This window comes from Chromohalobacter nigrandesensis, from assembly GCF_023061285.1.
GTDB lineage: Bacteria > Pseudomonadota > Gammaproteobacteria > Pseudomonadales > Halomonadaceae > Chromohalobacter > Chromohalobacter nigrandesensis.
Genome location: NZ_JAKGAM010000003.1, coordinates 151,728 through 165,802, shown reverse-complemented (window position 1 = coordinate 165,802; position 14,075 = coordinate 151,728). Strand labels below are relative to the sequence as shown.

Here is a 14,075-nt window from a genome sequence, read left to right as displayed (position 1 = left end):
CGTGCCCTGTGTCGACGCTACCTGCCGATTACGACCAAAACAGGGACGCTTCTACGCTAATTGTCGAGGTTTGGTAGTGATTTCGACTGTATGGGTGGCTACTGGTCGAGTGGCTTGCTCAGCAGTTGATATGCACGGAAGTGGCGGTGGGATCTGGGTGGATGCTTATCGGGTGGAGTGACAAACGCGGTGGCTATTCACGGACCTGTTTCAATCGCGGTTCAAGAGCCGCTGCCGCAGTGCAGGGCTCCTGGGCAACAATCCCACGCTTAGCCCAAAGGGGCGAAAGGCACTATTCAGAAGTGCGAGCGACTGGCTGCCCTTGTCAGTCTCGATGTCCGAGAGTGTACGCCGGCTGATCCTGGTCAGCGCCGCATACTCGGTCTGGTTCATGGCCAACACCTCGCGGCGCAGCTTTCTGAGTACGGCGCCGGGCGTCGTGCGTTCGGCAAGTAACGCTTCGACTTGCTCAAGCAGTAGGGCTTCTCGTTCGGCCGGTGAAAGAGGCGTTTTCATACTAGGTTCCATCGATGAAGGCGCTCGTCCAGTCGCGCGAACCCTATGGAGGGAAAGTCGAGAATGGTGCGTGGCACGCCGCGCTGGGCCAGCCGCTCATGGAGCCCGAGCAGCTTGTGGGCCAGCGTGCGGAGTTCCGCGATCAACCGCTCTTCTGGCACGTAAGCGGATAGCGCCTTGGCAATGGCGTACCAATCAAAGTGACCGCCCGCTTCAAGGGGCGTGCCCCAGGTGGTGGTGCGTGTAACGCCTTCCGGGTCGGCTTTCATCGGCGCGAAGTCGTAGATGGGCGCCAACGTCATGCCATCGGGGCGTTTGATGATTGCCGTGTTACGGCCGTGATTGTCGGAATTACCGAATGCGACATTCAGCAGGTCACGCTTCACAAGCTCGATTACCAACGAGGCGGCATCGAATGTCGCCCCCTCGGTTTGGACGCGAGACTGACGGCTCAATCGTGCGACCAGTGTGTCGATGACCTCAAGCATCTTGAGGTACGTTCCGGGCCCTTTTTCCATGATCGAGTAGACCGATTCCAGTCCGTACAGGGTGCGCTGGCCTGCCTCGAAAGCCACGTCGAAACGCGGCAACCAGAGCGAAGGGTAGCGATCTCCCTCCTCAAGTCGCATGCCGGTGGTATCGATGGTCTCCATCCCGAGCGCTGCGAGTTCGTGATAGAAGTGATACTCGGCGCGCAGGATATCGCAGTCGATTCCATCACGCCGATTGCGCGGGAACTTGACCAGGTAATGTTGATCCTGAAGCGTCTGCTCGTCCTGCCAGGTGTCGATCCATACTCTATTCTCGGGCGAGCAGCGCAGTAACAGCTTGGGCGCTTCACCCCCCGCGCCGGTGGCCCCGCCGCTGGCCGCCCCCATTTGTTGTGCGTACTCCAGGAAGTCGGTATGTCGCTCGATCACGTCCTGGGCCGGGAAGCGAAGCCGTGCCAGTGGTCCGTCTGACACTTGGGGCGGAACCGCCTCTCTAATACGCACATTCCCCACTGGGGCAATTGTGCCATGACGCAGTAGTTCGAAATCCTGCTCGCCGGGAGGCAGATGATCGATACCCAGTTGCTGAATCCAGTACCGGCGACTGGCGCCCGCCGGCATGAGGTCATCCAGAAAGGCGAACCAGCGTGCACCATGAAACTGTTCCATCAAGCGTACGGGATAGTTGATGCCGCAGGCACGCTCGTCATCGCACTCCATCCAATCCACGGCATAATATTGCTCGTAGCCCAGCAATGCCGGTCCACGTCGCCCCTTCTCGGGGGACGGAATCGACAGAATGGCGGCATCATGCCATCGGTGTTGATAAAAGATCTGTAGTGTAAGCGTCATGGCTAAGTCTTGAGCAAAAAGATGCTCAAAAATAAAATGTATAAGATATTATGAGCAAGATACTACTCATAAGAAAGCAATACATAACATTTTGAGCGAAATAATGCTCACTATGGGGTTTGATACCTTTCTCTTTGGAGTGCGCCAGCGCACCTCGGTTCGCCGCCCCATCACTCCGTGCCCTGTGTCGATGCCACCTGCCGATCACGCCCGGCGCCCAGCGCCATGGCCAGCGCGCCCAGCGCAATCGCGCTCACCAGAAACCCCACCACGTTCCAGCCACCGCTCCAGTCGTGCAGTACGCCGACCAGCAGCGGCCCCATCGCCGCGAGGGTGTAACCGATGCCCTGGGCCATCGCCGAGAGGCTGGCCGCGGTGGTGGCATCCGGCGCGCGTAGCGCCAGCAGCGTCAGCGCCATGCTGAAGGTGCCGCCCTGGCCCAGCCCCAGCACCACGACCCACAGCCAGATGCTGTCGATCGGGGCGTAAAGACAGCCCAGCAGCCCGGTCAGGGTGAGCGTCATCACGCCGATCAGCACCGCCCTCTGATCGCGCATACGGCTGCCGATCCACGGCGCCAGAATCGCCGTGGTCACCTGCAGCAGGATCGACACCGACAGCGCCAGCCCTGCGGTGACCGCCGCCAACCCGCGATCCTGCAGGATCGTCGGCAGCCAGCCGAACACGATATAGGCCAGCGACGACTGCAACCCCATGAACAGCGACACCTGCCACGCCAGCGAGTCGTGACGCAGCCGCGCGCCGCGACGCGCAGGAACGCGAGTGGGTTTGGTGCCCTTGAGCTGGGGTAGCCAGAACAGCGCGGCGATCACCGCCGGGAGCAACCAGAATGCCAGCGCGCCTTGCCAGGGACTGTATGAAGCCCCCTGTGAAGCCCCTTGCCAAAGCCCGCCCAAGGCCTGACGCAGCGGCTCGGTGGTGCCTGCGGCAGCAGACGCGCCGAGATTGAGCGCCACGGTATAGAGGCCGGTCATGATGCTGACGCGGCGGGGGAAATCCCGCTTGACGATGCCCGGCAGCAACACCCCGATGACCCCGATACAGCCCCCGGCGACCACCGTGCCCAGGAATAGCCCCGCCGTGCCGATATAGGGCCGCACGAGCAATGCCACCGCCAGCACCAAAAGCGCGGCAAAAACGCTGCGCTCCGGGCCGATGCGTCGCACCATGCGGGGCGCCAGCGGCGCCGCGATCCCCAGGAACAGCACCGGCAGCGTGGTCAGAATGCCCTGCCAACTGGAGGAGAGCGCCAGCGCCTCACCGATGCTGCCGAGTACCGGCGCAACACTGGTCAGCGCCGGGCGGAGGTTGAGCGCCACCAGCAGCAGCGCGACGAGCGTCAGAACGCCCCGGCGGGGCATCGCGGAAGTAGACAAGAGGACCATCCTTGGAAATCGAAAGGTGTTACGTCACGACGGCAAAGCCGAGGACGCAAGGGTAGCCGATTACGGCCAAAACAGGGACGCTTCTACGCCCATAGTCGAGGGTCGGTAGTGATTTCGACTACATGGATGGCGCTTGGCCGTGGTGGTGTTCTGCTTGCTGTGCTCGGTCGCTAGGCCAGCGTCGATGGGATCGGGTTGAAAGCGCTGGAGGTCGCCACCCAGCCAATCTCGCCAACGGAGGATGTTAAAATTAAAGGCTTCTCTATTTCAAATTATGGATAAAAATGAAATAGTGGGAGAGCGTATTTTAACTTCCGAGAGGGACGCTCATGCGTCGCGGGCTGACCGGTCATCATGTTCCCAGCATCGCGGGCGGTGTGAATTGCCAGGCCTTTGTCCCTGCGATACTGCCGCCCGATCCGCCATTATCGCTCGACGACAAGCTTCAGGCGCGCCTGTCACAAGCGCACGTTGCCCTGGGGCGTCTGGATGGCATCTCGGTGTTGTTGCCCGATGCGCAGTTGTTTCTCTACAGCTACGTGCGTAAAGAAGCGGTGATGTCATCGCAGATCGAGGGGACGCAGTCCTCGCTTAGCGATCTGATGATCTACGAGATGGAAGGCATTCCCGGCGTCCCCATGGACGACGTGCAGGAGGTCTCCTGCTACGTGCGTGCGCTCAATCTGGGTATTCAGCGCATTCGCGAAGGGCACCCGATCACCATTCGGTTGGTGCTCGAACTCCACCAGGCGCTAATGACCAATGGGCGCGGTACGCATCGCCGCCCGGGTGAGTTTCGACAGAACCAGGTCTGGATCGGCGGCCATCGCGCGGACGAAGCCGCCTTCGTGCCGCCACCGGCGAACCAGATCGCCGACTGCTGGAGTGCTTTCGAACGTTTTCTCAATGACGAGCCCACGGCAACCGAGCCGGTGATCAAGGCGGCGTTGGCGCATGTGCAATTCGAGACCATTCACCCCTTTATGGATGGCAATGGTCGGCTCGGGCGTCTGCTGATCCCCTTGATTCTGGTGCAGGCGGGCATCCTGACGGAGCCGCTGCTGTACCTGTCGGTGTTTTTCAAACGTCACCGTCAGGTGTACTACGAGCATCTCCAGCAGGTGCGCCTGACCGGCGATTGGGAGAGCTGGTTGCTCTTTTTCGTCGATGCCATTACCGATACGGCCAATCATGCCGTGGCAACGGCCCAGGCGTTGAGTAAGTTGCTTGCTCAGGATAAAGCTCGTCTTACTGAGCTTGGCCGACAGGCGGGTTCCGCGACCCAAGTGCTGGAAGCGCTGTTTAGCCATCCGGTAGTGAACATCGCCACGCTGCATCGAGAAACCGGGCTGACCCATGCCACGATCGGAAAGGTGCTGGACGCGCTGGAGAACCAGCTCGGCATTGTTCAGGAATTGACCGGCCAGAAACGTAACCGGGTGTTTGCTTATAGGGCCTATATCGATCTATTGAATCGGGATGAGTAACGCATTGACGGTGTTGCACTCAGAAGCTGCATCCGCCCAGAGTCACGTAGATATCGTGCTGGCTCATACGTGTGCGTCCCAGAGAGGACTAGCGATCCAACAGCAGGAAAATAATCATTAATAGCACAGTAAAGAAACAAATTAGAGATCCGGCACCGTACAGCCATGTTACTGTTCGTCGCAAATTGACGGGCATTTCAGCAATCGCTCTTTCTCGGTCTGGACGCTGGTCAAATACCCGACTCTGATACCAGCCAGTGTCCTTGAGAAGCAACATTCGCCCGTAAGTACCCAGCCGAGTATATGAGAGAGGAAGCCCCTGGAAGAGCAGTTCATTATCCGGGAGCAAAATACTCAATGCCTTGTCTGCCTTGTGAATGATCATGGGAGCTAGGATTACGCCGACAACGACTAATAGGGCTGAGATAGTTACAATGCCGACGAACGTTATCAAAAATCCTCCCCATAGCAGTGAGTCATTCACTTCGTTCCACCTTCTTCGTGAAAATATTCGTAGATGGCTGAACCTGCACGTCTTCCTACCTCTTTACCCGCAGTGGATCCACCATAGGCCCCTCCACTCACCAGCACTACAGTACAAGCAAGGCGTCCCATGGGGTGATAACCGATAGCCAAGCATACTCGACCTACATTTGAGACAGCTGCGGATGCACCGGCAGATCCTCCGACTATACCTGTTCCCAAGCCTATGTACTCTTCAAGCTCAACCTGCCGGCAGGACTTGGTGGCATTGATATCGTTGCAGGCTCGTTCGACGGCCAACCGCGTCGACATGATATCCAGCCCAATGGCGACGTAGTTCGTCACGTCCAGTGTGCGGGCGAATTTCCCGGCTTTCTGAATTCCCTCCGCTACCGTTGGGACATGAAACTCGGCAAACCCAGCCATCGCCTGTTCTACGGTGTGAACGGCCTTATCCTGCAAAACGCCGAGCTTGGCCTTGAGCGTTCGATGCTTGTCCTCGAGCCCGAATTTTCGATCCATCCAACCCACTATTGGTGCTGTCGCACGTTCGAGAATCTGCTCTCCCCTCCGGCTCCCGGATTCCCATGCCTGAGCCAGATCGTGCCATGTCTCGTCCATCGTTGATTTGAGTGCCTGGAGCGTTCCCGCCGAAGTGCCGGCTGCCGTGGAGGCATTCCCCATGGCGTCCGATAGTTCCATCATCGCGCCCCAATTATCGATCATGACCCTGGCCTGTTCCGGCCTGAGCTGCTGGACGGTCTGCTGCGCCAGCCGGGCCTGGTCTTGCAGCGTTTGTTCCTCGGCCATGCACATCTGGTTCTCGGGGTCGCTAAGCACGATCAGGGAGCCGGGTAGCACGTAGTCGGGCAGGTGGGTGTTGAGCCGCTCGAACATGGCATCGATATCGGCCGTTGGTGAAGGCAGGAGGTTGCTTTTGATCTGATCGCGGTAGCCGGCTTCGCGAACGACGTGGCACCCCGGCGCAATGTTCGATTGGCTCTCTTTTTCTGCGGTCTCGTTGCTCATCACCTTGCCGGCAGCCGCTGCGGCAGGCGAAAAGACGGGCGTCGGGACCGGGCGGCTCATCTCGCCTGCCTTACCAATCATGTGCCTTCCATTCATGGACGAGATGAGCGCGGCACCGCAGGATGTATGACAGCCGTGAAAGGCGACCTGCTTACCGTCGATCCGAAGCGTGGGGTTGCCTTCGACAATGGTGCAGACGCCTCCGTGACCATCCGCCGGACAGGTGACTTTGTCACCGACGACGGCGACCGGTTTGCCATGAACGATATAGGTGCTCTGGCTGGTGATGACCTTACCGCCGTGACTAGTGGCGTCTCCCAATCGAATCATTCCGTCGCCGGGCTTTAACATTAGGCATCCCTTACTAAATTTACGGCTTCGGAGTCTATTGCAGGATTGGTGGCAATCACAAAGCGTATGCTGGCGCTTCGTGGTTTGATATCGGATCTCTTACAGAGATTTCAGTGAATCGCGCCAGTATTGAAACTATCGGTAACGAGCTTTTGTGCCTCCCGGGCTGACTGGTCAGCGTTCAATTAGCCCCCCAGCGTGGAGGTTGCCGACCATAAGAGCCAGGAAACGCCGGTACGTATCCATACCGGCGCTCCAGTGTCCGATGGCCTGCGAGGCGGGGGTAAAGGCCCCCACCTGCGGGGGCATGGTCAGCTAGCCGCGTCGTACTGTGCAGATGCTTTCGGGCCCCATACCCAACGCAGCACAAACACTACCGTCAATAGTGCGGCCACCCCGCTGAGCCCTCCTATCCAGGCTGAATCTGTCAGCCCGGCGACGAAGAAGGCGATGATGCCGGATGTTCCTGCGCTCAGTGCATAGGGTAATTGGGTCCGTACGTGGTCGATGTGGTCACACGAAGAGCCAGCCGAGGAGAGGATGGTGGTATCCGAAATCGGTGAGCAATGATCGCCGAAGATACCGCCGCTGAGTACAGCGGCAATGGCCAACGATAACGACATGTCCATGGCAGCAGCCACCGGCATGGCGATGGGGATCATGATCGCGAAGGTGCCATAGGAGGTGCCGGTGGTGAAGGCGACGAGCGAACCGATCAAGAACAGCAGTACCGGAATCAGGCTCGGCGCAATGCCAGCCTGGGCCAGCGTGACGAGGTAATCCGCGGTGCCCAGTTGCGAGGTCACGCTACCGATTGACCAAGCCAGGGTGAGGATAATGTAAACCAGCGTCATGCTCTTGATGCCGGTGACTACCAGGTCCATCGCTTCGCGAAAATCGAACAGCCGCTGTTGCAGTCCCATGCCCAACGCGACGCTGACCGCCACGAAGGTTGCGATCAGGATCGACAGGCCACCCTCGGCCTCTCCCATTGCCGTGATCAGGTCGTTCTCGGGGAAGTTGCCGGTCCACAAGAACAGGGGCGGGATCATTCCCACCAGCACCACGATCGGCACGAGCATGTTGCGCTTGCGTGAGCTCTCTTCGGCAACGCCCATCATCTCGGTCGCTTCGCGATCCGAAGGCGGCTGGGCGCCATCCGCTAACAACTTGCCACTAATCCGTGCGCGCTGCTCGGCCTGTGCCATGGGGCCGAAGTCCCACTGGGTGACGACGATCACCAGAATCAACAGCAGCGCCAGCCAGGCATAGAAATTGAGCGGAATCGACGAAAGGTATATCAGATACTCGGATCCCGTCATGCCCATCTCACCAAGCTGGGTGCCGATCAGCCCCATCACGAACACAACCCAGGTGGATACGGGCCCCAAAAGGCACATTGGCGCCGAGGTCGAATCGACAATGTAGGCGAGCTTTTCTCGTGAGACGCGCATGCGATCGGTGATTGGCCGCATGACACTTCCCACCGTCAACGCATTGAAATAGTCCTCGAAGAAGATCAATACCCCGAACCCCAGTGTGGCACCTTGGGCTCCACGCGGAGAGGCAACCTTGGAGGCAATCGCCCGTGCGATGGCATGAGCACCGCCAGTTCGCTGCAGTACGGTGATCAGCACCCCGAACAGGCCGCAGTAGATAAGCACGGTGGCGCTCCACTCATCGCCCACGCTGGGGATGATGAAATCCGCGAAGCTATCGTAGAGCCCGGTCGCCGGGTTGCCACCACTGAGCATTGTCGCCCCCAGCCACACCCCACAGAATAACGCGGGAATCACGTTGCGGGTCATCAGCGCCAGCACGATCGCGAGCAACGGAGGGAACAGGGAAAATAGGCCAAAGGACATAAAGCGTCTCCATCATGTAATTGTTGTGAGTTGTTTTTCGGCGAATCCAGACATGGCTAGCTGAAGCCCTGCCGGCATACCGTTGGCATCCAAGCCAACGGGAAGGCCCACTGCACTCCACTGAAGATAATTAAGCAACGGCCTTGTGTGCCACCATCACTATTTCCGCTTACAGGTGTTGCAGGTTGAGTTCGGCCTTGAGGGCGGTCAGGCGCTCGACCAGTTGCTCGCGCTGGTTGTCCAGAATGGCGGTCAGATGCGCGCGGGCCTCGGCGACCAGGTTGCGAATGCTGGAAAGGCTGCGTATTTGTAGGATAAGAGCGCGCCTCTTGCCAGTAAGGCGAACCCGGACACTTACGGATAATGAACGTATTTAGCGGCCTGCCAAGCTCATTGCGCAAGCGAAAATCACGGTGAATCCTCCTACAATACCGCCACCAAAGATCCACATTAAAACCATACGTAGCCACCGAGAATAGCTGTCGATCGCGGCAAGACGGGTCCGGCTGGCTACTGAAAGCCAGAACTGATCAACGGCGAGAATATCGCCGAGGCGCTGCTGGCGCGCATCAAGGCAGAACGGGCGGCGCAGGCGCCCACAAAACGCACAAGGAAAAAGGCCACGGCATGACGTCATCCTCTTCGTCCTCATCCACGCAGGCCGAGCGCATACTGTCGTTCTGGCACAAGGTCGAGTTTTTCGAATCCGCCGAACTCAAGGATATCGATCACGGCAAAGGCGCCATTCACTACCGCAGCGATGAGCTGCTGGAAGCGCCAAACTGCCTGCCGTGGCTGGACTCGGAGAAGATCCGGCGCGCCGGTCAAAATTATCGGCCCGAGAAAGCCTATCGCTTCAAGCTTTATCTCGGCCTGTTCGCGCGCAGCGAAATTTTCCGTGTCGCACGTGATGCGTACCCGGAAAAGACCGAGGCCTGGGTGGAGCGCAGCCGCGACGAGGGGCTGACCTGCTCGATGACGGTGGAAGTTGATGCAAACGGAATCGTGGATCGCGAGAGCTTTGCCATCTCCACGGCCCCGTGGATGCTGGGTGCGTTGCAGCAGGGTGCCCTGGATGACGTTACGATCAAGGCGTTCGATGATGCGACTGAGGTATTCCAAGAACGACTGAATACCATCCTGACGGTGGCGGATAACCTCAAGCGCGAATACCAGCTACCGCCTAAGCTCACCACCTTCGAGCTGATCGAGATACTCAAGGCTATGCAGGGCTGGACGTCGTTTTCACCTCAGGGCGAGACGCCGGCACTGGTCGTTCAGCTATTCGGGAGCAAGGCAGGTGCTGACGAATCGGCAACGGACAACGCTCGCGATGCGCTGGAATGGTCAGCGGTGAGCGCGCTTACTCCGCGACTGGAATTCGCGAGTCAAGACACCTCAACGGATCAGGAATCTACAGCGCCGTCGGACGAAGAGACGCCTTCGATCAACGAGATCGCCATTCTCAATAGCTTCTTCATTCGCGATCTGGAAACGGTCATCGAGCAAGCCAAAACGAAAGGGCTGGCACCCGGCTCGCCATTGGCGCGATATCTTCAGGGTGAGTGTGATCGCCACCCCGATCTGCTGCTGCCTGAGGGCCGCTCGTTGCTCATGCGCAACCTGGCGTTGGATCGCATGCCGGCAGGACGCTGGCCGGGCGAAGATGCGCATTCGATGAGCCTGATGCAGCAGTTCGCGATCAATACGCTCGATGAGACGCTCGCGGAAACCGGGCTCTACTCCGTCAATGGTCCGCCCGGCACCGGCAAGACGACGATGCTACGTGATCTGGTAGCGCGCAATGTGGTCAAGCGTGCTGAGGTGCTGGCATCGCTCTCATCGCCAGATGCGGCGTTCGGCGAGGATGTGCACGCCAATATCGACGACCAGTTGAAACCCATCAAAACGCTGATTCCCGAGCTGACGGGTTTCGAGATGGTGGTCACGTCCAGCAACAATGCGGCGGTCGAGAACGTCACACGGGAACTGCCGCAATCCAAGGCGCTGGGCGCGGCCTATCATGACCTTGCGTATTTGAAGCCAGTCGGGCAGAAACTCGCTGCCAGCCATGACGAGCGAAGCGACGGCAAACTGCATGTCGACGCGCTCACGCCAGGTAAGGAGTGCTGGGGGCTGATTGCCACGTCGTTGGGCAAGAAGGGCAACCGCAATACGTTTGGCGAGCGGGTCTTGTTCAAGCCCATCAACCAGTGCGAGGCGCATGACGATGCCGAGCATTACTCGACGCTGATACCGGCGCTCAAGGCGCTGGCGGAAGGTCGCGATACGAAGCGAGACTTCCACTCGGCGCAGCGGGCCTTCAAGGAAGCCGAGCGCCAAGTCGAAGCGGTTCAAAAGGATCTCAAGCGGCTGCAAGATCTTCAGCGCTTGGAAATCCAAACCGATGCCGCCAGGCGCCAGGCCGAGACACACCGCGGCTTTGCCTCTCGTGCTGCGCTCTGGAAAAGTAAGCGGCAGGCAAAGAAGGTGCCGCTGTGGCCATTGGGTGCATACTGCAAGAACCGAGCGGTACTCCAGCAGATAAAACAGCGAGAACAACGCGCCGCACAGCAGGCCGAAGTAAGTCAGCAGCGTCTGACCTCAATGGAACGACGGCTGGAAACGGAGCGTCGAGAATGCGCACCCCTGAAAGAAACTTACGCTGATGTTCTGCTGCCCGACGACGCGGTGGATCTGGAAGCACCGGCGGTGCAGCGTACTTCCTTTGGCCATTGCAACGCGCTGAATCAAGCGCGGGCCCAACTGACGGCACGCGCCTTCGAGCTGCATCAGGCATGGCTCGCCGCCGCTTATGCCGATAAGAAGAATCAGCTTTGGCCGACGATGAGCGCTTTGATGTCCGTATTGAATGGCAGCATCGATGACCGCGATGCGGCAAAAGCGCTGTGGCAGATGCTGTTCATGATCGTACCGGTGGTGTCATCGACGTTTGCGTCGGTATCCAACCAGTTCAGAGCTCTGAACGAAGGCGAGATCGGCTGGCTGTTCGTGGATGAAGCGGGGCAGGCCCCGCCACAGCAGGCCGTCGGAGCGCTTTGGCGTGCCAAGCGGGCCGTCGTCGTCGGTGATCCACTACAGATCGAGCCGGTCTTCACCGTGCCTGCTGGCTTGGTTGAGGCCATCGCCAAAAGCGAGTTCGATCGCGACTGGTGCAAATGGTCGCCGACGGTGTCGTCGGTTCAGGTCGTCGCGGATCGCGCCAATCCCTATGGCACTAACGAGATATCCGATGAGTTCTGGGTCGGTAGCCCGCTGCGCGTGCATCGGCGCTGCGACGAGCCCATGTTCAGCATCGCCAATCGCATCGCCTACAATGACAAGATGCTCCATGGGAACGACGAATTACCGCCGGGCCCGGGAGACAGCCGCTGGTTCGACGTGGAAGGCAGCGTTCAGGGCAAGCACTTCGTACCCGTGCAAGCAGAGCAGGTCGCCTGGATGCTCAAGCCACATATTGCAAAGACCGGCGAACCGCCGAGCGTCTATGTAATTTCGCCGTTCAAGGCAGTGGCAACTGGTGTCAGGCGGCACCTCGAACGGGAGCTACCTGCAGATGTCTTCGGTGGCCACGACAAGCTGTGCGATTGGCTGCGAGAACGGGTGGGGACGGTACATACTTTCCAGGGCAAGGAAGAGGACAACGTCATCTTCGTGCTGGGACTGTCGGCGGATGCGCCGGGGGCGGCAGAGTGGGCATCCAGCAAGCCGAACCTGCTCAACGTCGCACTGACAAGGGCGAAAAGGCGGGTTTATGTGGTGGGGAGTACAGGTGTCTGGGGAAGTAAAAAATACTTCTCGGAGGCGAAGGAGGCCTTGGTGCCAGGAACTGAGTAGCAGTTCCTGGAGCGCCTCTATTGGGCGCCATGCTTGGCGCTGCTAGACTCGGTTCAAGGTTTTCTATTTTTGAAAGTAATTCATAGGCAGTGTTACATGACCAAGGCAAATATCAACATCCAGATGCTGACCTGGGCGCGCGAGCGCTCTGGCATCCCGATGCCTGAATTTGCCCGCAAATGTGGGGTAACCATAGAAAGGCTGCAGGCATGGGAGGTTGGAGAGCAGCCCATCACCTTTCGCCAGGCGATGCAGTTTGCCGCAAAGGCTCACGTCCCCTTTGGTTATCTGTTTCTTACGGAACCACCTGAAGAAACGCTTCCCATCCCCGACCTTAGAACGTTGGAAGGCCAAGGTGTCACTCGGCCAAGTGCAGAGCTTCTGGATCTGATCAAACTGATGCTTCAGCGTCAGGAATGGTACCGGGACTACTTAAAGCAGCACTTTGCTGGGCCCAACCCATATGTTGGACGCTTTTCTGCCCACCACTCTGCCGCTGACATCGTCGCCGACATGCGCGCCCAGTTAGGGGTTGGGGATCACCCTGAACGCGGTAAGTGGGATGACTATTACCGTGATTTGACCCAGCGAACCGAAGCGCTGGGCATCTTGGTGATGCGTCAAAGCAATCTTGGACATCACACACGCCCTTTGCGCGTTGAGGAGTTTCGCGGGTTTGCCATTGTGGATGACTACGCGCCGATCGTTTTCGTCAATCATGGCGATGCACTAGGTGCGCGCTTGTTCACCCTAATCCATGAGCTTTGTCATATCTGGATTGGGCAGTCTGGCATTTCCGACGGAAATGCTAGTACGAACCGCCAACAAGAAGTGCTTTGTAATGCCGTCGCGGCAGAATTTTTAGTACCCGAGCAAGAGTTTAGCGCTCTTTGGCAGCACGATTTAGCCCACTGGCAAGATAACTTACCCACGCTGGAAGCTCATTTTCACGTCAGCACCTGGACATTGGCGCGGCGTGCGCTGACGCTCAATCTTATCTCTCAAGCGCAGTACGGTCGCTATATTGCTGAACAGCAAGCGCTATATAAAATGCGTGAGCGTAGTGGTACACCCACTTATTTCCAAACCAAAAAGGCTCAAATCAGCCAACGCTTCTCCAAAGCGGTCGTCAGTGAAGCACTGAGCGGTCAGTTGATGTTACGTGAAGCAAGTGCCCTGCTGGGCGGTGTCAAACCGAATAAGATGGAGCGCTTCGCTAAGGAGCTGGGCATTTGAGATATTTACTGGACGCAAATACCTATATCGAAGCGAAAAACCAGTATTACGGCATGGATATTTGCCCCGCTTACTGGGACTGGCTGGATAGGCAGTTTGCGCTAGGTAACATTGCCAGTGTCGACATGATTGGCCGCGAGCTAAAAGAAGGCAAGGATGAGCTTGCCGGTTGGGCCCGCGAACGGCCAGACCACTTCATCAACAACGACGACGAGCGAACTCAATTACTGTTCGCTGAAATCGTGCAGTTCGTTATGGAAGGCGACTACAACCCCGGCAATCGCGACAACTTTCTGGCAAAAGCCGACCCGTGGATTATTGCCAAAGCTAAAGCCATCGGCGCCAGCGTGGTCACCCATGAAGCTGTCGCGGCCGTTAATACACGAAAAGTTAAAGTACCTAATATCTGCCAGCAATTCGAAGTGCCCTGCCTTAATACCTTCCGGTTTCTACGTGAGTTAGAAGCTAGGTTTGTTCTCGGTCAATAATCCAAACGCTAAA

The 14,075-nt window shown here is 58.3% G+C and carries 11 protein-coding genes; 4 read left to right on the top strand and 7 right to left on the bottom strand.

What is annotated here, in order from left to right; genetic code table 11:
* Positions 1-210: 210 nt before the first annotated feature.
* The 3 genes from L1073_RS06120 to L1073_RS06110 form a co-directional block, all read right to left on the bottom strand.
* On the bottom strand, positions 211-516 hold the full coding sequence (locus L1073_RS06120) for a helix-turn-helix domain-containing protein (RefSeq protein ID WP_246897638.1): 306 nt from the start codon (positions 514-516) through the stop codon (positions 211-213).
* Positions 513-1,859: a type II toxin-antitoxin system HipA family toxin gene (locus tag L1073_RS06115; RefSeq protein ID WP_246897636.1), complete on the bottom strand. Its 1,347-nt coding sequence runs from the start codon at positions 1,857-1,859 to the stop codon at positions 513-515. Before L1073_RS06115 ends, L1073_RS06120 begins: the two co-directional genes overlap by 4 nt.
* Before the next feature lie 170 nt (positions 1,860-2,029).
* Positions 2,030-3,265: a CynX/NimT family MFS transporter gene (locus L1073_RS06110; protein ID WP_246897634.1), complete on the bottom strand. Its 1,236-nt coding sequence runs from the start codon at positions 3,263-3,265 to the stop codon at positions 2,030-2,032.
* 329 nt (positions 3,266-3,594) lie between these two features.
* Between L1073_RS06110 and L1073_RS06105 the strand changes: the two genes are divergently transcribed.
* Positions 3,595-4,752 (top strand): Fic family protein, encoded by a 1,158-nt coding sequence (locus tag L1073_RS06105; protein ID WP_246897632.1) that lies wholly within the window; start codon positions 3,595-3,597, stop codon positions 4,750-4,752.
* A gap of 88 nt (positions 4,753-4,840) precedes the next feature.
* Here L1073_RS06105 and L1073_RS06100 read toward each other — a convergent pair whose 3' ends face one another.
* The 4 genes from L1073_RS06100 to L1073_RS06085 all read right to left on the bottom strand — a co-directional run bounded on the left by L1073_RS06100 (position 4,841) and on the right by L1073_RS06085 (position 9,117).
* The gene (locus L1073_RS06100; RefSeq protein WP_011505624.1) at positions 4,841-5,236 is read right to left on the bottom strand and encodes a hypothetical protein; all 396 of its coding nucleotides are present in this window, start codon (positions 5,234-5,236) and stop codon (positions 4,841-4,843) included.
* The gene (locus tag L1073_RS06095; RefSeq protein ID WP_246897631.1) at positions 5,233-6,615 is read right to left on the bottom strand and encodes a PAAR domain-containing protein; all 1,383 of its coding nucleotides are present in this window, start codon (positions 6,613-6,615) and stop codon (positions 5,233-5,235) included. The genes L1073_RS06100 and L1073_RS06095 overlap by 4 nt, the downstream gene beginning before the upstream one ends.
* A gap of 311 nt (positions 6,616-6,926) precedes the next feature.
* Positions 6,927-8,480 (bottom strand): Na+/H+ antiporter NhaC family protein, encoded by a 1,554-nt coding sequence (locus L1073_RS06090; RefSeq protein ID WP_246897629.1) that lies wholly within the window; start codon positions 8,478-8,480, stop codon positions 6,927-6,929.
* Positions 8,481-8,853: 373 nt separating this feature from the next.
* Positions 8,854-9,117: a hypothetical protein gene (locus L1073_RS06085; protein ID WP_246897627.1), complete on the bottom strand. Its 264-nt coding sequence runs from the start codon at positions 9,115-9,117 to the stop codon at positions 8,854-8,856.
* On the opposite strand from L1073_RS06085, the gene L1073_RS06080 reads away from it, so the two are divergent.
* The 3 genes from L1073_RS06080 to L1073_RS06070 all read left to right on the top strand — a co-directional run bounded on the left by L1073_RS06080 (position 9,108) and on the right by L1073_RS06070 (position 14,062).
* Complete coding sequence (locus L1073_RS06080) at positions 9,108-12,338, top strand: DEAD/DEAH box helicase (RefSeq protein WP_246897625.1); 3,231 nt, start codon at positions 9,108-9,110, stop codon at positions 12,336-12,338. The two genes, L1073_RS06085 and L1073_RS06080, sit on opposite strands and share 10 nt — an antisense overlap.
* Before the next feature lie 96 nt (positions 12,339-12,434).
* Positions 12,435-13,574, top strand: coding sequence for a helix-turn-helix domain-containing protein (locus L1073_RS06075; protein WP_246897623.1), 1,140 nt, complete (start codon positions 12,435-12,437; stop codon positions 13,572-13,574).
* Complete coding sequence (locus L1073_RS06070) at positions 13,571-14,062, top strand: DUF4411 family protein (RefSeq protein WP_246897621.1); 492 nt, start codon at positions 13,571-13,573, stop codon at positions 14,060-14,062. The genes L1073_RS06075 and L1073_RS06070 overlap by 4 nt, the downstream gene beginning before the upstream one ends.
* The last annotated feature ends 13 nt before the right edge of the window (positions 14,063-14,075 follow it).